This window comes from Bermanella marisrubri, from assembly GCF_012295615.1.
Taxonomy (GTDB): domain Bacteria; phylum Pseudomonadota; class Gammaproteobacteria; order Pseudomonadales; family Oceanobacteraceae; genus Bermanella; species Bermanella marisrubri.
On record NZ_CP051183.1, the window covers coordinates 104,806 to 123,728 of the forward strand.

The 18,923-nt window shown below is 44.9% G+C and carries 21 protein-coding genes and 1 tRNA gene; 14 read left to right on the forward strand and 8 right to left on the reverse strand.

Going from position 1 to position 18,923, the window contains the following annotated elements; all coding sequences use genetic code 11:
• Nucleotides 1-80 precede the first annotated feature (80 nt).
• The 3 genes from pstB to HF888_RS00485 all read left to right on the forward strand — a co-directional run bounded on the left by pstB (nucleotide 81) and on the right by HF888_RS00485 (nucleotide 1,942).
• Nucleotides 81-920: a phosphate ABC transporter ATP-binding protein PstB gene (gene pstB / locus HF888_RS00475; protein ID WP_007018152.1), complete on the forward strand. Its 840-nt coding sequence runs from the start codon at nucleotides 81-83 to the stop codon at nucleotides 918-920.
• 80 nt (nucleotides 921-1,000) lie between these two features.
• On the forward strand, nucleotides 1,001-1,723 hold the full coding sequence (gene phoU, locus HF888_RS00480) for a phosphate signaling complex protein PhoU (protein ID WP_007018151.1): 723 nt from the start codon (nucleotides 1,001-1,003) through the stop codon (nucleotides 1,721-1,723).
• 143 nt (nucleotides 1,724-1,866) lie between these two features.
• Nucleotides 1,867-1,942, forward strand: a tRNA-Thr gene (locus HF888_RS00485).
• A gap of 121 nt (nucleotides 1,943-2,063) precedes the next feature.
• On the opposite strand, the gene HF888_RS00490 is transcribed toward HF888_RS00485, so the two are convergent.
• Nucleotides 2,064-2,561, reverse strand: a complete 498-nt coding sequence (locus HF888_RS00490) for a cyclic di-GMP-binding domain-containing protein, MshE-related (RefSeq protein WP_007018150.1) — start codon at nucleotides 2,559-2,561, stop codon at nucleotides 2,064-2,066.
• 358 nt (nucleotides 2,562-2,919) lie between these two features.
• On the opposite strand from HF888_RS00490, the gene HF888_RS00495 reads away from it, so the two are divergent.
• The 3 genes from HF888_RS00495 to HF888_RS00505 all read left to right on the forward strand — a co-directional run bounded on the left by HF888_RS00495 (nucleotide 2,920) and on the right by HF888_RS00505 (nucleotide 5,305).
• A complete protein-coding gene (locus HF888_RS00495; protein WP_165837038.1) occupies nucleotides 2,920-3,240 on the forward strand; it encodes a DUF3392 family protein in 321 nt (106 codons plus the stop codon).
• Nucleotides 3,241-3,260: 20 nt separating this feature from the next.
• Nucleotides 3,261-4,028 (forward strand): S1/P1 nuclease, encoded by a 768-nt coding sequence (locus HF888_RS00500; RefSeq protein ID WP_083771920.1) that lies wholly within the window; start codon nucleotides 3,261-3,263, stop codon nucleotides 4,026-4,028.
• Between the two features lie 455 nt (nucleotides 4,029-4,483).
• Nucleotides 4,484-5,305: a hypothetical protein gene (locus HF888_RS00505; protein ID WP_007018147.1), complete on the forward strand. Its 822-nt coding sequence runs from the start codon at nucleotides 4,484-4,486 to the stop codon at nucleotides 5,303-5,305.
• 4 nt (nucleotides 5,306-5,309) lie between these two features.
• On the opposite strand, the gene trmH is transcribed toward HF888_RS00505, so the two are convergent.
• Nucleotides 5,310-5,999, reverse strand: a complete 690-nt coding sequence (trmH, locus tag HF888_RS00510; RefSeq protein ID WP_007018146.1) for a tRNA (guanosine(18)-2'-O)-methyltransferase TrmH — start codon at nucleotides 5,997-5,999, stop codon at nucleotides 5,310-5,312.
• Nucleotides 6,000-6,111: 112 nt separating this feature from the next.
• Between trmH and HF888_RS00515 the strand changes: the two genes are divergently transcribed.
• The gene (locus HF888_RS00515; RefSeq protein WP_007018145.1) at nucleotides 6,112-6,999 is read left to right on the forward strand and encodes a response regulator; all 888 of its coding nucleotides are present in this window, start codon (nucleotides 6,112-6,114) and stop codon (nucleotides 6,997-6,999) included.
• Here HF888_RS00515 and phoR read toward each other — a convergent pair whose 3' ends face one another.
• From phoR to HF888_RS00540, 5 genes are all read right to left on the reverse strand, one after another.
• Nucleotides 7,000-8,301: a phosphate regulon sensor histidine kinase PhoR gene (gene phoR / locus HF888_RS00520; protein ID WP_007018144.1), complete on the reverse strand. Its 1,302-nt coding sequence runs from the start codon at nucleotides 8,299-8,301 to the stop codon at nucleotides 7,000-7,002.
• Between the two features lie 10 nt (nucleotides 8,302-8,311).
• Complete coding sequence (gene phoB, locus HF888_RS00525; RefSeq protein ID WP_007018143.1) at nucleotides 8,312-9,010, reverse strand: phosphate regulon transcriptional regulator PhoB; 699 nt, start codon at nucleotides 9,008-9,010, stop codon at nucleotides 8,312-8,314.
• A gap of 97 nt (nucleotides 9,011-9,107) precedes the next feature.
• Nucleotides 9,108-9,983, reverse strand: coding sequence for a 4-hydroxybenzoate octaprenyltransferase (gene ubiA, locus HF888_RS00530; protein WP_007018142.1), 876 nt, complete (start codon nucleotides 9,981-9,983; stop codon nucleotides 9,108-9,110).
• Between the two features lie 71 nt (nucleotides 9,984-10,054).
• Nucleotides 10,055-10,579: a chorismate--pyruvate lyase family protein gene (locus HF888_RS00535; RefSeq protein WP_007018141.1), complete on the reverse strand. Its 525-nt coding sequence runs from the start codon at nucleotides 10,577-10,579 to the stop codon at nucleotides 10,055-10,057.
• 91 nt (nucleotides 10,580-10,670) lie between these two features.
• Nucleotides 10,671-11,663 (reverse strand): GlxA family transcriptional regulator, encoded by a 993-nt coding sequence (locus HF888_RS00540; RefSeq protein ID WP_007018140.1) that lies wholly within the window; start codon nucleotides 11,661-11,663, stop codon nucleotides 10,671-10,673.
• 154 nt (nucleotides 11,664-11,817) lie between these two features.
• On the opposite strand from HF888_RS00540, the gene HF888_RS00545 reads away from it, so the two are divergent.
• The 7 genes from HF888_RS00545 (at nucleotide 11,818) to HF888_RS00575 (ending at nucleotide 17,460) form a co-directional block, all read left to right on the forward strand.
• Nucleotides 11,818-13,008: an aromatic ring-hydroxylating oxygenase subunit alpha gene (locus tag HF888_RS00545; RefSeq protein ID WP_007018139.1), complete on the forward strand. Its 1,191-nt coding sequence runs from the start codon at nucleotides 11,818-11,820 to the stop codon at nucleotides 13,006-13,008.
• 155 nt (nucleotides 13,009-13,163) lie between these two features.
• Nucleotides 13,164-13,343, forward strand: coding sequence for a rubredoxin (locus HF888_RS00550; RefSeq protein ID WP_007018138.1), 180 nt, complete (start codon nucleotides 13,164-13,166; stop codon nucleotides 13,341-13,343).
• Nucleotides 13,344-13,356: 13 nt separating this feature from the next.
• A complete protein-coding gene (locus HF888_RS00555; protein WP_007018137.1) occupies nucleotides 13,357-14,499 on the forward strand; it encodes an FAD-dependent oxidoreductase in 1,143 nt (380 codons plus the stop codon).
• A gap of 32 nt (nucleotides 14,500-14,531) precedes the next feature.
• Entirely contained in the window at nucleotides 14,532-14,807 is a 276-nt protein-coding gene (locus tag HF888_RS00560) for an HU family DNA-binding protein (RefSeq protein ID WP_007018136.1), read from the forward strand.
• 170 nt (nucleotides 14,808-14,977) lie between these two features.
• Complete coding sequence (locus HF888_RS00565; protein ID WP_007018135.1) at nucleotides 14,978-15,352, forward strand: hypothetical protein; 375 nt, start codon at nucleotides 14,978-14,980, stop codon at nucleotides 15,350-15,352.
• A gap of 4 nt (nucleotides 15,353-15,356) precedes the next feature.
• Nucleotides 15,357-16,649, forward strand: a complete 1,293-nt coding sequence (locus tag HF888_RS00570) for a dicarboxylate/amino acid:cation symporter (RefSeq protein ID WP_007018134.1) — start codon at nucleotides 15,357-15,359, stop codon at nucleotides 16,647-16,649.
• Nucleotides 16,636-17,460: a hypothetical protein gene (locus tag HF888_RS00575; RefSeq protein WP_007018133.1), complete on the forward strand. Its 825-nt coding sequence runs from the start codon at nucleotides 16,636-16,638 to the stop codon at nucleotides 17,458-17,460. Before HF888_RS00570 ends, HF888_RS00575 begins: the two co-directional genes overlap by 14 nt.
• Here HF888_RS00575 and HF888_RS00580 read toward each other — a convergent pair.
• The gene (locus HF888_RS00580) at nucleotides 17,381-18,778 is read right to left on the reverse strand and encodes an HDOD domain-containing protein (protein WP_007018132.1); all 1,398 of its coding nucleotides are present in this window, start codon (nucleotides 18,776-18,778) and stop codon (nucleotides 17,381-17,383) included. The genes HF888_RS00575 and HF888_RS00580 overlap by 80 nt on opposite strands.
• Between the last annotated feature and the right edge of the window lie 145 nt (nucleotides 18,779-18,923).

Sequence of the window (18,923 nt, forward strand, 5' to 3'; positions counted from 1 at the left end):
GTACAGGACCATAAGGCATATCGGAGTTCAGATTGAACTGGACTTCAAAACAGAATTTATTTTTATAGAAGATTAGAGTTATGACAGACGCAACTGAACAAAAAGGCCATAGCATCGACATGTCTTCCATGGGGCGTGAGAGCCGCCATCTTGACCTCAGCAAAGAGGAGCCAGCGCTAAAAGTGAATAACTTGCGTCTGAGCTATGGCGAGAAAGAAGCGCTTCACGGTATCGACATGATTATCCCGAAGAAGCGCGTTACCGCCTTCATCGGTCCATCGGGTTGTGGTAAATCGACGCTATTGCGTTGCTTCAACCGTATGAACGATTTGGTCGACACCTGTTCAATCACGGGTGAAATTCTTTTGGACGATCAAAACATCTACGAAAAAGGGGTGGATGTTGCTGAACTCCGTCGTCGAGTGGGTATGGTATTCCAAAAGCCGAACCCTTTCCCAAAAAGCATTTATGAAAACGTAGCATATGGCTTACGTATTCAAGGTATTAAGAAAAAGCGTCAAATCGATGAGACCGTCGAGTGGGCACTGCGCAGTGCGGCACTTTGGGATGAAGTAAAAGATCGCCTACACGAAAGTGCCTTGGGTATGTCCGGTGGTCAGCAGCAGCGTTTGGTTATCGCCCGTACTATCGCCGTGAAACCAGAAGTATTGCTATTGGATGAACCGGCTTCTGCTCTTGACCCAATTTCGACACTTAAGATCGAAGAATTGATTCACGAACTGAAAAACGATTTCACCATCGCTATCGTAACCCACAATATGCAACAGGCTGCTCGTGTGAGCGACTATACTGCATTTATGTACATGGGCGACATGATCGAATTTGGCGATACCGATCAGTTGTTCACTAACCCGACCGAGAAACAAACGGAAGACTATATTACGGGTCGTTACGGCTAGTCTGAAGGCTTGAAAGAAACGTCGGTGGTCATGTACTGACCAATAACAGTGATTAAAAAGAATTCGGCAGGGGGAAACAAATGGACTTAGACCAGGATGCTTATACGCATCATATCAGTCAGCAATTTAATGATGAATTAGAGCAAGCAAAGAACCATTTATTAGAAATGGGTGGATTGGTGGAGCGCCAAGTAGGTGATGCGATCAAAGCCCTAATTGATGCGGACAGTGAACTCGGTGATCGTGTACAGAAAAAAGACGATCAAGTTAACCGCATGGAAATTGAAATTGACGAAGAATGTACTCGCATCATTGCGCGTCGTCAGCCGGCTGCGTCGGATCTTCGTCTTGTAATTGCTACCAGCAAAGCGGTGAGTGACTTAGAACGCATTGGCGACGAGAGCGCTAAAATCGGCCGCTTGGCTATGAAACTATGTGAAGAAGGTGAAGCTCCGCGAGGCTATGTGGAAATTCGTCACATTGGTGATCGTGTACGTCGTATGACACAAGAGGCATTAACCGCGTTTGCGCGTCTTGATGTGGATACCGCACTGAACGTTGCCCGCGAAGATAAAGACGTGGACCGAGAGTATGAGAGCGCCATGCGAGAGCTGGTGACCTACATGATGGAAGACCCGCGCTCAATTAAGCGCGTAATGAACATCATTTGGTCTTTGCGTTCACTAGAGCGTATTGGCGACCATGCCCGCAATATCGCGGAAAATGTGATTTACCTAGTGAAGGGTACAGATGTTCGCCATATCAGTATTGATGAGATGCAGCGCCAGGTTCAAGACGACTAACTCCAGTATGACTGAAGCAGAAAAATCGGCAAATGAAGCAAGGTAAAGCTAAGCTATTGATTCACTTGCTAAAATTTCTAAGAAAACTTTGAAAAAACCCTTGACCGAAGGGGCGGAAGTCCATAAAATGCGCCCCACTTCGTGCCGACATAGCTCAGTTGGTAGAGCAACTGACTTGTAATCAGTAGGTCCCGAGTTCGACTCTTGGTGTCGGCACCACTTATTTGAAAAACCCGCTTATGGAAACATAAACGGGTTTTTTTTATGCCCTTACAAAAACGTCAACCGCATAAAAAAGCCAGCGTGACGCTGGCTTTTTTACAGGCGAACAAAGTGAAAGCTAGAATTTAATACTGACGTTGACCTTGTAGCTATTATTGCTATCGGTCGATAAGTTCATCGACATGGGGACTTCTTTTATTTCAAAATCTTGATTAATGCCGCCTTGAGCTAGAAAAGACGTTGTGGCGCTGGCGACTTTAAGCAAATCCACGCTATCTCCGCTGTTACTGTAGCCATCAAAATCTGTAGGGTTTGGATAAAATGTATCAGCTACTTTTGTCAGCTCGTATTCAGGCAAGTGCTCGACCTTTTGTTGGGCTTGGCACATAGTGAAAGGTCCAACGAAAAGGGCTGTCAGTGCCGCTACGAAGCGTAAGCGGCTTTGCTTCCTTAGGGCACGTGCAACTTGATAATTGCTGGCCATACCAAGCTCGACTAGGGCTTCCCCTAAAGCCATACCATGGCGAAGTTGATAAGTTAAAGCCGCATCAAGCTGTTGCTCAGAAATCACGCGGCGTTTTATTAATATATGTCCGAGACGTACTGGCTGCTGCATGTGAGACAATCCGTTCTAAAATCAGGTAATGTGAAGTGTGACACAGGAAATGCAAATTGGCAGATGCTGGCTAGATCAAAACAGACTTTGTGGTGATTGCTATATGCCCTAAGGTTATTCTTAATGTTTTGTAACATTAGGCGAGCTGATTAAAAGTCTATAAAAAACATTAAGTTACGAGCGCTAAAATTTTTGCTTGGGTGCAGCGTCAATAGTTCCTTTTACAAAAAGCCTACTTCACATTACAGCCGAGAACGGGCTCACATTGCGAATGTTCTAACATAAACATCATGCGTTGAAACATGTTACCAGAGCCGACGCTTAACCTTTCTAACCTTAAATAGACTTGAGAATGAATATGGACAGTTTACTAATCGATGCCAGCCAATGGTTGCGGCCTTATAGTTCAAATATGGCCGTAGCCTTTGTTGCAACACTTTTGGTGATATACGGCGATACCATTAATCGTACACTTCGTGTCATTGTTAAGCCTTACCCCATGGCGTTAAGAGTTGGCGCATTCATTTTATTGTGTACGCTTGGCTATGGTGCCATTACAGTGTGGGGCTCTGGGCAGGTAGCGCAGCTTATGTATAAAATACCTGATGTTTATTTTGCTCTCGTCGTTGTGTTATCGTTCATTATTTTGGGAATCTTGGCGGAGCGTTATCAAAAATAATAAAAACAAAGTTGGACATAATGATAAGAAGAATCAAACTTTGTAGCCTGCTGTGGCTACTTTCTATTTCGTCTACAGTTTGGAGCTACGGCGATTTGGGCCACAAAATGGTGGCAGCCGCAGCCTGGCCGCAACTAACGCCTTATGCCAAACACCAAATCGAAAGCATCCTTGGTTTTGGCCGAGAAAAGTTTGTAAATGCTTCAGTTTGGGCGGATCACATTAAAAGTGATCAGCGCTTTAATCATCTTAAACCTCTGCATTATGTGAATTTGCCGAAGGGTTCTACGCAGTATAAACAACAGCGCGACTGTCCAGAAGGCCAATGCATTGTGCAAGCAATTTATGACTTTAGTGAATATGCTCGTTCAGGTTCAGAACGAGAGCAAGCGATGGCAGTACGTATGCTAATCCATCTTATCGCTGATATTCATCAACCTTTGCATGCAGGGTACAAAGAAGATCGTGGAGGGAATTGGTTTGAAGTGAAATACCAAGATTATACTTTGAGCTTACACAAACTATGGGATCATCAACTGGTAGAACGCTTCCATGAAAACTGGCAGCAAGGCAGTACCGAGCTTTTAAAGGATATGCCTAAAGCGACGTTATATAGTCCCGAGAAATGGGCAGAAATCAGTCATGCGTTAGTTGAGCGTTCGGTGTACGAAACACAAGAGAACAGGCTAGTGTCTGAAGCGTATTTAGAAATGGCTGATGATGTAACGCATCGTCAATTGCAGTTAGCGTCATGGCGACTTGCAATGTGGTTGAATCAGCTTTGGTGAGAATCAGTAGAAGATATGTAGAGTTCAGAAATGAAAAAGGGTGGAACTAAAGTGACAGGTTTCAGCATCCTGCAAAAACCTGTCAAAGCACCCTAGGTTCCACCATCCAATAGCGGTCTAACAATCCATCGAACACATCCGTGTTGCCGATCATCCTAATCAGCTGTCCTTGCGTTCATCCTTGAACACGGTCTACTTTACCCAATAATTGATAATGGCAAACCCCCTGTTTTAAGTTATTTACTTTAACTGTTTGGTCATATTTTGGAGTTGTTGAGGTTTCATGGGGGTTAGCGCTGGTAACTTTGTACTAATAGATAAATCCTTAATATGATTAGGTTTTATCTCTGACAGCGCGTGTAGGAAAATGCTTACATGGCCATAGGGCAATTTCCTAGGCACATCCAAACAGGGAAAATTCATCTAGGCTAAAAGTAAGATGACTAGGATGCTTTATGTACAGTTTTTTATTGGAAAAGGACTTGCCGCTCTTTAAAAGTCGTTGGATTTACTTTCCGGATACGTCTGATTTGCAAGATCCGTATTTGTTCCATGAGCATGTAGTGGAAGCTAAGCAAGAGCCTATGTCGCAGCAACAATTTGAAGCTGCTGTGCGCGCGATGTACATGGCATTGGATGACCATATGAAAGCCATCGTTAGCGAAGAGTATTATTTACAGCAAGCACAAAAAAATCGTGGCAATATTGAAAAGCAGTTGCGTCAGCAGCAGGCTAAGCAACAAACCCCGGCGGCAAAGCATAATGAGTATTACCGTCAGGCTTGCATGTTGAGAGTATTTGGATCAATTTACTGGGATGCACTTTGGCAATATCAAGGCTATGCACATAAGGGTATTGCGATTCAGTGGGATGTGCAGCACGCTTTTTTTCAAAGTGCGAAAGCTGAAGGTGGTCCTCAGCTCTTTGCGAATGTTGAATATGAGGATGCCCGACCTGAGTTTCCAAGTAAAGAAAACCCATTCCCGGCTTTACTGCGTCGCCCAGAGCATTGGGCTTGGCAACAAGAAGCTCGTCTCATTCGCCCAAAACGAACGGCGCCCAAAAAAGATCACCATAAGCATTATTATAAAGTGCCCAAAGATGCCGTCATGGCTGTTTATTTAGGTCTACAAGCCGCTAAATCGGTAGAAGAGAGCATGCTTAAATTATTGCAATATGATTTGCAATTTCGACATCTAAAGCTTTTCCGTATGCAGCCCAGTGATCGATATTTGCGGCTGGTTGCTGTTCCTTTATCCATTTCATCGGACTATTAGACACTCACCTATTCGCGCGACGATTGTATTCTTTGCTAAACGCTGCGGGTTCCACAAAATCCCCGTTTTCTTTGAGTTTAGGATAAGCCATACCTAGCTTTTTACAGCGCTTGGCTAAATCAGGATAGCACCATTCGAAAAATTGAATCTGGTATGTTTCAGAGTCCAATTGATTCTCACCTAACATGCCCTTGTTTTTGCGCTGATGCATGGCTTCACTGAGGATTAGAGCTGCTGCGACGCTCACGTTCAAAGATTGCACCATGCCTTCCATCGGAACAATGATGCTGTGATCCACTAGGTCCATCGCTTTGGCACTGACGCCATTTTTCTCTGCACCCATGACGATAGCCGTGGGCTTAGTGTAATCAATATCATAGTGGGGTACGGCTTGGTCGCAAAAGTGCGCGGCAACGATCTGGTAGCCTTGTTGTTTGAAGCCTTGAATAGCTTGACTCACATCCTTGTGCGTTTTCACGTTGACGTACTGCTGTGAGCCCATAGCACGACCACGAAAAGTCTGATAATCGTCATAGGGCCAAACAACATTTAGTTCATTAACTGCAAACGCATCGCAAGAGCGGATGATGGCACTTAAATTGTGGGGTTTGAATACTGCGTCAGTAATCAGGGTTAGGTCTGGCTGACGTTTGCGCAAAATATCGTGCATGCGTTGCACGCGTTCTGGGGTCATGGACCGCTCCTCCTTTGAGGCGAGCATTTTAAACAACGGGCCAAATGTCGTCCAATTCCTGTGCTAACCTCAAAGGAGATGGGTACGAGTTTAGGGTGAGGCACAAACAGCGATGGCGGCATTAAAAATATTAGTAGTAGATGATGCTAGCTTTATCCGTGACTTGGTAAAGCGAGCGGTAAAAGCCCAGTACCCAGATTCAAAAGTAGAGGAAGCAGCAGACGGCGCCCAAGCTCAGCAATTAATGCGCGGAAAGCACTTTCATGTCGTGTTATGTGATTGGGAAATGCCTAATGTGAGCGGTCTAGAGTTGCTCGAGTGGATGCGCCAAGACGATCACTACAAAACCGTTCCTTTCATGATGATCACTAGCCGGAGTGAGAAAAGTCACATTGTAAAAGCAGTAGAGGCGGGTGTTAGCGACTATATTGGCAAACCGTTTAACAACGAGCAGTTAGGAACTAAGCTGGCACGTTTAATTTACAAGTTCTATAAAACAAGTCCTCAAAAAACCGCGCGTCAAGCTCAGCAATCCAGTGATACTGCAAGCCTTTTAACGGGAGGTGCAGCTACTGCTGCACCGGCGGCGAAAGCCAAATCTCAAGCCTCTAACAGTGCAAGCTTATTAACGGGTGGCTCTGCGTCACCCGCCCCAGCCAAAAAAGTCAGCAAAGCAGCGGCTCGCAACGTTGCGTTAGCTCATGTGCGCTTAGCGGATGGTAACGAATTACGCTGTATTGTGAAGGACTTGAATCTCAGTGAAATGGTGTTGGTGGTAAAACGCGAGCAAGGAATTCCTACATTGTTTGATCAAGTGGTTGTGGATATCGTTTCTAAAGAGGAGGATATTGTGGCACGGGTAAATTGTTTTGTTTGTGCCGTGATTAGTCCTGACAAACGCATTTCCGGCGAGCTGTTCAATATGCAGGTGAAATACGAAGATGAAGACCCTGAAAAACTTGCGGCTTTATCGAAGTTTGTTGCTAAGGTGCGCGGATAACTATCCTGTTCGCTTCAGGTTATTCACTATGCGTGAGCTGGGGAAGTGACAAAGAAATTCGCTGCCCGCCCCAAGCTTGCTTTTAATTTCTAATCGCCCACCGTGGCGCAGCAAAACATGCTTCACAATAGCTAGACCTAACCCAGTTCCCCCGGTGTTGCTATGCCGGCTTGCATCGGCGCGATAAAAACGCTCAGTCAGTCTAGGAATGTGGCGTTCATCTATACCTAAACCGTTATCCTTGACACTTAAATGCACCCCTTGCTCATCACGGTACCAGTGAATTTTGATCTTCCCATTCTCTGGTGTGTATTTCACTGCATTGAAGACCAAGTTACCAAAGGCGCTACTCAGTTCTGTATCCATACCTAAAATATCCACATCCTCAGCTTCGAGCTCAATGCTATGCTTTTTGTTTTGGCTGATCGTGATAGCGTCCCCTTGTAGTCGCTTCAACATTGAAACGACAGCGACAGGGCTATGGTCTGGACTGTGAGTGGTTTCTAGGCGGCTAAGCAGTAGTAAGTCGTTTATCAAGTTCTGCATACGCTGGCTTTGTTCGTGCATTTGCTTAATCGCGCGGCCCCATCGAGATGGTAAAGTATCTTGATAGTCTAGAAAGGTTTCTAAGTAGCCCGAAATGACTGTTAGAGGTGTGCGTAATTCATGGCTCGCATTCGCGACAAAGTCTTCGCGCATAGCTTCAAGGTGACGCAGCTGTGTTACGTCCCGACATAAGATAAGTCGGTCTTGTCGGCCGAATAATGTGATGTGAAATTCTAAACGAACGTCGTGATTAATAGGAGAGTTAATCTCTAAGGGGGTATCATATTCGATACGATCGAAGTAGCTTTTGAAGCTAGGGTCACGTACAAGGTTTGTTATGGGATGATTGATGTCGCTGCCTTCGCGCAAACCCAATAGGCGTGAGGCGGCTTTATTCCACCACTCTAGGTTACCATTGCTGTCGACCATCAATACGCCGTCTTTTAAGGCAGCTGTACTGTCTTGTACTCGCTTTAAAACAGCTTTCAGGCGTGCTCGAGCTTTTCGATTACGGCGTTGTAGCCGATATACATCATCAAAAGTACTACCCCATAACCCATGACTTGTAGGTGGCTCTTCTTCTTGGTCTTGTAACCACAGATGGAGTTTGTGAAGTTGTTTTAAATGCCAAACTAAATAAACAAATAAACAGGCGCTAATAACCCATGCAGTGTGACCGATGAGCCATCCGAACAAATAAGCACATCCCAATATAAAAATTAGTTGTCGGATGGCGCTGCGCCAATCATGTGTCATAGGCTACTACTTAAGACGCTTTAGTTGAGAAGCGATACCCTGTGCCACGAACGGTTTGAATAAGATGTTCATAATTTGACCCAAGGGCTTTACGTAAACGACGGATGTGTACATCAACCGTTCGTTCTTCCACGTAAACATTACCACCCCAGACCTGATCTAACAATTGAGTTCGACTATAAGCACGCTCTTGGTGTGTCATGAAAAACTGCAATAAACGATATTCTGTAGGGCCAATATCTAGCGCTTCATCATTTGCACTGACGCGATGACAAACTGGATCCAATATTAGACCGTTCACCTCAATGGGATCTTCAATTCCTTGAGGAGTAGTGCGACGCAATACGGCTTTTAATCGCGCGACAAGCTCTCGTGGTGAAAATGGCTTGGTGATGTAATCGTCTGCTCCGGCCTCTAACCCCAAAACCTTGTTATCTTCTTCGCCTTTCGCGGTCAGCATGATAATGGGGACTTCGTTAGTACGATCATCACGTTTTAAGCGGCGAGCGAATTCCAATCCGCTGGTGCCAGGAAGCATCCAATCAAGAAGGATCATTTCCGGATGTTCATCGATGATGAGGCTATATGCATCTTGGGTATTACTGGCTTCTATGCACTCATACCCGGCCATTTCTAAGGCAACGGCGATCATCTCGCGGATGGATGCTTCATCATCTACGATTAAGATCTTTTTTCCCTGCTGTTTCATAGATGTGCTCTATTCTGGTTACTTACATTACAGAGCCATTACACATGCTTAGTATTACAGATATGTGACACGGCGCCATATCAGGCAATATTTCCTGCTAAGCCAACAAATAGTGACCCACTAGGCCAACAAATAATACGGCTCCAACCCAATGATTGTGTAAAAACGCTTTAAAGCAACTCTCGCGGTCGCGTTCACGAATGAGATACTGATGATAGACGAACAAGCCAGCAGATAGGGCAATGGCAAGATAAATTGGCCACGTGGCGAGCATTTGGTTTGCGATCAATATCCAAGTGACTATGGTCATGGCTTGCAATACGCCAATGATCACTTTATCTCCGTCGCCAAAGAGAACAGCTGTGCTTTTGATGCCAACCTTCAAATCGTCATCACGATCTACCATGGCGTATTGGGTATCGTACACGATGGTCCAAATAACATTGGCACAATAAAGCAGCCATACAATGTCGGGCAAGGATTCTGTTTGCGCGGCAAACGCCATGGGGATGGCCCAAGAGAAGGCGGCGCCGAGTACTACTTGCGGTAAATGAGTGTGACGTTTCATGAATGGATAGAGGCTTGCAAGAACGACACCTCCTATCGACAAATAAATAGTAAATGCATTGGTAAACAGCACCAAAATGAAAGCCGCTAAGCATAGGACGGCAAATAGCCCCAATGCTTCTTTTTCACTAATCAGTTTCTGTGCCAGTGGACGCTCCTTGGTTCGTTTAACATGGCCATCAACATGTCGATCAGCATAATCGTTGATTACACAGCCAGCGCTGCGCATGAGCACAACACCAAGGATAAAAATGGTGACATTGGCAACACTGGGCTGACCTTCACCGGCAATCCATAATGCCCACATAGTTGGCCATAGGAGCAGATAAATACCGATAGGGCGATTAAGGCGAGTAAGTTGCCAATACAGAGGTAATTTGGGGAATCGATCAATTAACCAAGACATGCTCTAATTCAGTGCATCAGAAATGAAGCATAAGTGTAACCTGTCCATTTGGTTTGCTCTAGCATCAAAGACTATTCGCAATGGTTTTGAATTGCAGGCAAAAAGAACTCACTCACCAAAACAGGCTTCCGATTAATAGAAAAAACCCGTCGACGGCCCCACAGAGAGCTGCTATCGACTTGGCCTTGTTTTACTTCTATCGGGCCTAAATGCATGCACCTGTGGTTGAATAGATATTCGCCCAGAGGTTTACTATTAAGTTTTAGTAATTGCCGCTCGGGGCCAGTTAAGGTACTTCTTGGGATAATGCTTCTAGCCTTCACTAAGGCCTCTCCGTTCACGCACAAGCGCACTTCTCGGATATAAACCTGTTGTCGAGTCGAAATGCCTAAAACTCGAGCCTCGCTCAAAAAAGGGCGGCCATAGCCAGTATTGATAATCTCAACGCTAAAGCGCCCCAAGCTTTTGAGACGCTTAGTGAGCGAACCTTCGTCAAGCAACCAATGACGTAACTCAACTGAATTCACGTTGCGAGGGACGGGATTTAAATTAACCCAAGACTGGTTTCGTATGCGAGTGCAAAAATGAAAAGACATATACTTATTTGACAGATAAGGCGCGCGCAGGATGCGTCATGGGTGTGGCAAAATCAAGGGAAATAATGAAATGTTGATATATGTAACTCGGTTACGGTTGATTCATATCCTTTCGATATTCCTTTGGGCTGCAACCAAACATGGATTTAAAGTTACGGCAAAAAACCGTTGCCGACGCATGCCCAGTTTGTTCTGCGATCTGTTGAACCTGATAATCCGTCGATTTAAGTAAGTTTTTAGCAATCTTAAGTCGGTAGCTAAGTAGGTATGCAATTGGAGTTTCACCCAGAGCAGCATTAAAACGACGTGTAAGAGTACGTTGAGTAACATTGAGTTGCTGAGCTAATTCCTGAAGTTTTATGGGCCGAGTGTAATTCATTCGAATGTATTCTCGAGCGGCTTCAACCACCGTATCTTTAGTATCTGGCTCGATAAAAAATGGAACAGGCTCATCGCGATCGCGAAAGGTGAAGTAAAGAGAGGCCATATCTGCTGAGCGATCACCAAGAAAATGCTGAATGATCAATAAAATCACATCGAATATGGCGGGCGTTGTTGAAGTCGTAATAATGTGACCAGATTGAGTAATATCCGATTTATCTGAAATCTGCACTTTAGGAAAACGCTGCTTAAAAGTGTTTTTCGAGGCCCAATGGACGCTGGCTTGTTTTCCATCAAGAATCCCGGCCTCTGCAAGAAAAAAGACGCCCGTCACTAAGCCGATCACGCGGCATCCCGCGTCATGTTGCTGTCTTAACCAAAGCAATGCATCGTGAACCAGTTCTAGTTTTTTAACCGATAAATCCCAAACAGATGGAACAATAATGACGTCAAAATGCGTGCCTGGGTAAGCATCAAACCGCTCTGTACCGACATTTAAGCCAGAAAACCCATTTACGGGCTCATCTGTACAGCGCAGAAAAGTACTATTGATGCCCTTGAACTCGTTGTTTTGAAAAAGCTTTGCGTTGAGTTGCATACCATGAAATACCTCGGCAAAAGAGGTAATGGTGCTACTCCAGAACTGATCAGGGATTAGGAAGGCGATTTCAATAGGTCTTTTATTCAATCCGGTCTCAGACATCGCTCTCACATTTACGCAGATTAATCCGTTAGATTGTCCATATTAGATTATAAATAGTCCAAAAACATCACTTTTAGTTTACTTCAGGTTGCTATTGTTATTACCGAACATAAGTTGGATTTAACGAGAATCACTAAAGTGAGTGGAGGGATTAATGGACAGAAAAACAGAAATCAGACTAATTGAAGAAGTTTTAGCACTGAGAGAGCAGGGCGAAACGCAATATGCTCAATCTGCTGTGGCGCACGACATTGATCGTTATGTCTCTCCTCAGTGGTTTGCTCGTGAAAACGAAAAAATCTTTACTGATCGACCAATCGCTATAGCGGCTGCGTGTGAAGTTCCGAATCAGGGAGATTACATAAGTGTGCAATGGACGAATGGTATTTCGTTACTGATCGTTCGAGGCGATGATCACACGGTACGGGTTTTCGCGAATGCATGTCGTCATCGCAATGCTCGTCTGGTTGATCAAGGGGAGCGTGGTTGCAAACGGCGTTTCGTATGCCCTTATCATGCTTGGACGTATGACGATAAAGGGAATCTTGCAGGAGCTCCTGATTTTGATCGCGGTTTTTCCGACTTGGATAAGAACAAGCTTGGCCTAATCGAATTCAACAGTCGTGTTGTTGGTGGCATTGTCTATGTCTGTTTAAACCCTAATAAAGAAGTGCCCAGTGATGTTCTGGAGCCTCAAATGATCTCTGGGTTTGAGTATTTGAATCTCGACAATTTGCGTGTCTATAAGTCTCGTAGCTATAAGATCAACGCGAACTGGAAAATTCTTTTAGAAGGCGGAATCGAGGCTTACCATTTCAACGTTGCTCACAAGAACACGTTAGCTCCGTTTTTCTTAGGGAACTTGTCAACATGGGAGGGCTTTGGAAGCAGAAACATGCGAATGGTTTTGCCGAAAAAACCTATTCTTGAGGCCAGCGAACTATCGGAAGACAAATGGGACTTGCGCAAAATGGCGAACATTATTTACGCATTACCGCCTGGGTTACTGTTTCTTGCTCAACCGGACAATCTCTCTATTATCCGCACGATACCTTTGTCTGCAGGGGAAACATTGATTGAAGAAGTGCTGCTCGTCGAGCAACCTGCTGATGGTTCCGATCAATGGTCTGATGATGAGCTTAAAATGCATGAAACAAATCATCACTTGGTAAACAAAATTCTTATGGAAGATTGGGTGCTGGGCGAAACCATACAATCCAATATGGCAAGTGGCGTAGTCGGGGAAATTCATTTTGGTCGGTTTGAATCCGCATTGATTTGGTTCCATCAAGAATACGAGAAACTTATGGAACTCAACGAAGATGTAATCGCGCGCTTCAATTGAGATGGATAAAGAATGAAGCATTGTATAAAACCAAGATGACGCCAACCTAATAAGTTGGCTATCATGACTTTTGACAGGATTGCATTTGTCAAATTGTCGGACAATATGTATTCTGACACGGTTTTGTACCAGTTAGAGAGAAGTAGGAGAGATTCATGTCTCAAGAGTTTACCAAATGGCAGTGTATTGTTTGTGGCTGGATTTACGATGAAGCGGAAGGGTGCCCTGAAGAAGGCATAGAGCCAGGTACGAAATGGGAAGATATCCCAGAAGATTGGCTTTGCCCTGATTGCGGCGTAGGTAAAGAAGATTTCGAAATGATCGAATTAGCGTAATCTGGAGTTCTAAATGTCCGCACCTCTTATCGTTATTGGTTCTGGTCTAGCCGGCTATAACTTGATTAAAGAAATTCGCAAGCAGGATGATTCGCGTCAGATTATCTTGATTACTCAAGATGATGGTCGCCAATACAGTAAGCCTATGTTATCCACAGGCTTCAGCAAGCAAAAAGACGCAGACGGTTTGGCCATGGCGGACGCTGCCACGATGGCAGAGCAATTAAAGCTTGAAATTCGTACACAGCAAACGGTAACGGCGATTAATCCTGAGCAAAAAACCATTGCGTTGGGTGCAGAGACTCTAGAATACAGCGATTTGGTTCTTGCCATGGGTGCCAGCCCTATACAAATTCCAATAGATGGTTTTGAACACGCTTTGCACGTGAATGATTTACAAGACTACGACCGTTTCTATCAGCAAGTAAAGGGTAAGAAGAAAGTCCTCGTCATGGGAGCGGGTTTAGTGGGTACAGAGTACGCCCACGATTTAGGTAGTGCTGGTTTCCATGTAGATCTCGTTGCGCCTGATGCTCAGCCTCTTAGTCGATTGGTACCAGAGCCATGTGGACAAGCATTAATTCCGGCACTGGAAACCCTTGGCGTTAACTTACACTTACAGCAATCCGTGGTGAAGATTAACGCTCAAGACCAGGGATTCATGGTGACCTTGGACAACGGACAAACGCTTGAAGTGGATGTAGTTCTATCTGCGGTGGGCTTAAAGGCCAATACAGATATCGCGCAAGCTGCCGGATTGCATGTAGGCAAGGCCATTCAGGTAAATCGACTACTTCAAACTAGTGAACCTCATATTTATGCCTTGGGTGATTGTGCTGAAGTTGAAGGGCATCATTTGTTGTATGTCTTGCCTCTTATGAACAGTGCTCGAGCGTTGGCAAAAACCCTGTGCGGAGATGCTACGGAAGTCAAATATCCGGTTATGCCGATTATGGTAAAAACGCCAAGTTTGCCTGTGGTCACTTGCCCGCCGGCGGAAAATGTCCAAGGTTCATGGGTGTTTGAAGGCCAATCTCCGAATATTCAGGCACTTTTCCGTGATTCCGAAGAAAATTTGCTGGGTTACGCCTTGACCGGTGACTGCGTTGCTGAAAAGATAAAACTCAATAAGGAATTGCCTGCGTTGCTGGCATAAATTAAAAACAATAAAAAAGATGGGTAATCAATATGCGCAAACCTGAATTAGCGGCGGCTGTTGCTGAGAATGCAGATATTTCTAAAGAAAAAGCGTCAGAAATCATCACGATCATTACTGATCAAATCACTGAATCTCTTCGCAAAAACGACTCCGTTAGCTTAATTGGCTTTGGCAGTTTTGTGCAAAAACACCGTCCAGAGCGTCAAGGTAAAAACCCACAGACAGGTGAAGCCATCACTATTAAGGCCAGCAACTCTGTCGGTTTTAAACCAGGTAAAGCGTTAAAAGACGCAGTAAACAACTAGTTCTGTATATACCGCACTGATTAAGTGGTCATTATGATCATTTATAGTCATTGATGAAGCTAGGTGGCATGGTATTATGCCGCAGCCTCCTAGCGAGCGGTCTACACGCATTTACATGACGTGTGCGCTAGCCGAGTGCGTTCCTTGTTCTCAACAATCTGGTTTTATCAATGCAAACAATAAAATTTAAAATCTTGCTTTGGGCTTTAGGTAAAATTCTAAAGAAAGCAGCCAAAGACAATCCTGCTTGCCAAGAATATATTGCTGGCAAAGATCTCGTATTTCAAATTCAAACCCACAGTGGAACTGGTCGTCATTACGTTGTTAAAGATGGTAATGTGAAAACTAAGCGTGGTTTAGTCGATGAGCCAACGTTTGCTTTGGATTTCAAAGATGCCGCTGCCGGACTTTCTATATTGACTGCCAAAGATAAAAACGCGTTTATGGCCGGTATTCAAAATAAAGATCTGGTGATAAAAGGCGATTTTTCCGAAGTGATGTGGTTCCAAGGGTTAACCAAATTCCTCAAACCTAGAAAAAAATAAGCCTATGATTCAACCACAAGGACTCACCAAAGCGATTCTGTTGGCCATGATTTTGGCCATCGTTACAGGCAGTTTGGCACAAACCTTATATGGTATTGCGCCTTGGTATGACGCCTTACTTGATGAGTGGCTTGTTGGCGGTGTGTTTTTTGTGGTGGGAAAAGTGTTCGTTGCCACGCTTAAACTTTTGGTAGTCCCTCTGGTTTTAGTTTCTCTGGTTTATGGTGTTTCAAATTTAGGTGGCGGAAAAGATTTAGGTCGCCTAGGTGCTAAGACGCTGCTGCTCTATCTCGCCACAACCGCTATTGCGATTAGTCTTGCAATGGCGTTTGCATTCATGATTGAACCAGGAGTGGGGGCTGACCTATCGGCAAAGAGCCAGTCTATTGAAGTTAAGGCCTCTTCGTTTGTTCAGGTGCTGGTGGATATCGTCCCCACCAATCCAATTACTGCCATGGCGGAAGGCAAGATGTTGCAGGTCATCGTCTTTGCATTACTGCTAGGTTTGGCATTGAATCATAGTGGTGCCGCTGGCAAGCGTCTTAAAGACAATTTCAGTGATTGGAATGAGGTCATCTTAAATCTAGTAACCATGCTAATGAAAGTTGCGCCATATGGTGTTTTTGCTTTGCTGTTTAATGTGTTCGCAAGCAAGGGTTTGTCAGCCATCGCTGAGTTGGCGGTGTATTTTGTAACTGTATTGCTAGTACTCTTTATCCATGCCGGTATGACTTATGGTTTATTAGTAAAGCTGCTCGCTCGCTTAAGTCCGGCTACATTCTTTAAGAAGATGCGCAATGTACAATTGTTTGCCTTCAGTACTGCCTCAAGTAATGCCACTATCCCTATCACCATGCGTACTGTAGAGAAACGGCTCGGCGCGGATAATAGTATTGCTTCGTTTACTGTACCAATGGGAGCTACACTCAATATGGATGGCACTGCTATTATGCAGGGAGTGGCAACTGTGTTTATTGCTCAGGCATATGGTATTGATTTATCAGTAACAGACTTTTTAACCGTCATTGCGACGGCTACTTTGGCATCTATCGGTACTGCCGGAGTGCCTGGGGTTGGTCTGGTGATGCTGTCTATGGTGCTGACTCAAGTGGGCTTACCTGTTGAAGGTATTGCGTTGATTATCGGTGTGGATCGTTTGCTCGATATGACGCGAACGGCTGTGAATGTTACCGGTGATGCCGCGGTGACTTGTGTCGTAGCAAAATCCGAACAGCGCTTGGACGAAGCGGTTTTTGCAGATCCCAACGCGGGTGGGTTTGAAGATGCGCGCGATTAAACTTGTTATTTGTCATTTTATCTTAGTCATATCTTTTGATTCTCTGGCCGCGTCTCAGCGTACAGTGATCGAAGATCTGAGCGCTCAAGTGTCGCCATTATGGCAAGATATCCACTCTGCATGCTTGTTGGCCATGCAACCACAGATGCAATATCGAGTATCTGAGAGGTTGCAATTTGCAAAGCAAAATTTCACGGCAAGTCGAGTGGCTGATGGAATCTTGGCAAATCTCAATAATCCTCCCGCTGTTCCTTGGCAAGCAAAGTCTTGGGGTATACGAAAACGACTTGAGGCATCAGCTCTCGAAACCAATCAGCGTGACAAATTACGAGAGTATTATTTCAAACTGCAGACACAAACGCCGACTGAAACCCGCTTAGAACTGGTAAATATGATTGTTGATCCAATATTGCGTGTAAATTTAGCGTTGCATGAGGGACTATGGAAAAGCTGTTACAGCTTGAACCTGACGGGTTTAGACAACGAGCAATTGCAACTGTCTATCGACCAGCGCTGGCAAGCACAGAAGCAGGAGGTTCGTAAAGCCCTATACAACGAGCTATCGGCATTCTACTTTTTTGCATTCCGACAGATAGATAATACTCAGCTAAATATACTGGCCAAGGATTCTGCGGCTTATCGAGCATGGTTTGAAGCCGCATCAACTGCTGTTAATCAGTACTTTACTCGTTTGCACGCTTCGCTATTGGCTGTGGCATTACTTGAGCCAACTAAGCCTCGAGCTGACGAGCCATTTCTTGAAGGTCCTCTTGGGAATCCAGCACCTTCTCCAAAGCTCCTTGAACCTTAGTATCATCAAGTTGTAAGTAGTCTTTTACTTCCTGTGGAATGGCTTCTGCAGGCGCATCGTTAAGACGTTCAACACTAAGTAAGCGTGACGCGACAAACAACAGCAAAGCTAACTCAGCATGCTCCCCCCGATAGCCAGGTTCATTTTGGTTGCGGATGGCAACACATACGTCATCGGGCAGGCCCCAGTGCTTCAATAAATTACTACTAATTTGCTCGCGAGTGATATGCATTAAATGTTGTTCAATGTAATAGCGATTGATATGAGGGTTGGCTTCCATGTGACGGCTCACTAATTGGAAGTGCGGCGGGAAGACATGGGCTAAAATCAAAAAGCCAAAGTTATGCAACAGTCCACATAGATAGGCCATGCCTTGGGAAGGCCTTTTTTCCGATGGCATCGCTCGGATTAGTTCAGAGGTTAATGCCGCCGTATAAACGCTTTGTTGCCAATACGGCGTGTAACCTTGAGGCCCCTCTTTAGGTACACTTAAGGTACGACCTAATGATAGTCCCAAGGCTAAATTAATGACGAGGTCAAAGCCTAGTACACGTATAACCGCTTCTTGAACGCTGGTAATGGTGCCACTGATCCCGTAATACGGACTATTAGCCCAAGAGATAACTTGCGCTGCAAGCCCAGGATCACGCTGAACAAGCTTGGCGAGCTGCTCTGTTTCTGCATCTGGATCCATGCGTAAGTCGATAATGTCACGGGCCGTTTCGGGCATGGGTGGAATATCCAGGGTTTCTTCCAAACGCTGATGAATTCTTAATTGAGTGAAGGTCTTAACTGCTTGATTAATTTGTGCGATATCTTTTTGTGTCCAATCTTTATCGGGCGTAACAGGAACCGGTGGTTTGGAGCAATAGTCACCGATACGTGCTGAACTCACCATGGTCTGAAAATCGGTTTTTTCCATCTGCAGTTGCTGTTCGCCATCAATGATGATGTCGATCTGATCTTGCTCGAGTAAGTGCTGGTCAACGTAGGTTTCAAGGCCCGTAATTTGTGGAAGCGCGGGCAGGCTTTCGAGATTGAGGCCTTGGCAAAGACGCTGCACAGAGGCTTGATCAACGGGTTTGAATTGCCGTGCCGTTAGAGTGAAGACCTTGTTTAGGTCGAGTATTTGGCTGGCTGGAAAAATGACTTGAATGCGACCGTGTTCATCTTCGAGTATAGAGAGTTGAGCGCTGTTTTCTGTCAGACCTGGCATACGATAAACCGATGAAGTAATGGGTACGGATTCATTAGCAGAGACCTGATAGGTTACCTTCCATTCATCGAGCACTTTCTGAATACGACTTGGCAGTCCCATGTGTCTCCCTCTTAGAACAATTATAGTCAGTTACCACGACCTTGCTTGGACCTTGGCGGATATCTTCAAACTATAGACAAAAAAGCGCAGAGAGATGTTACTGATCGTATTAATGTGAACTAGACCCTAGTTATCCTAGAGCCCA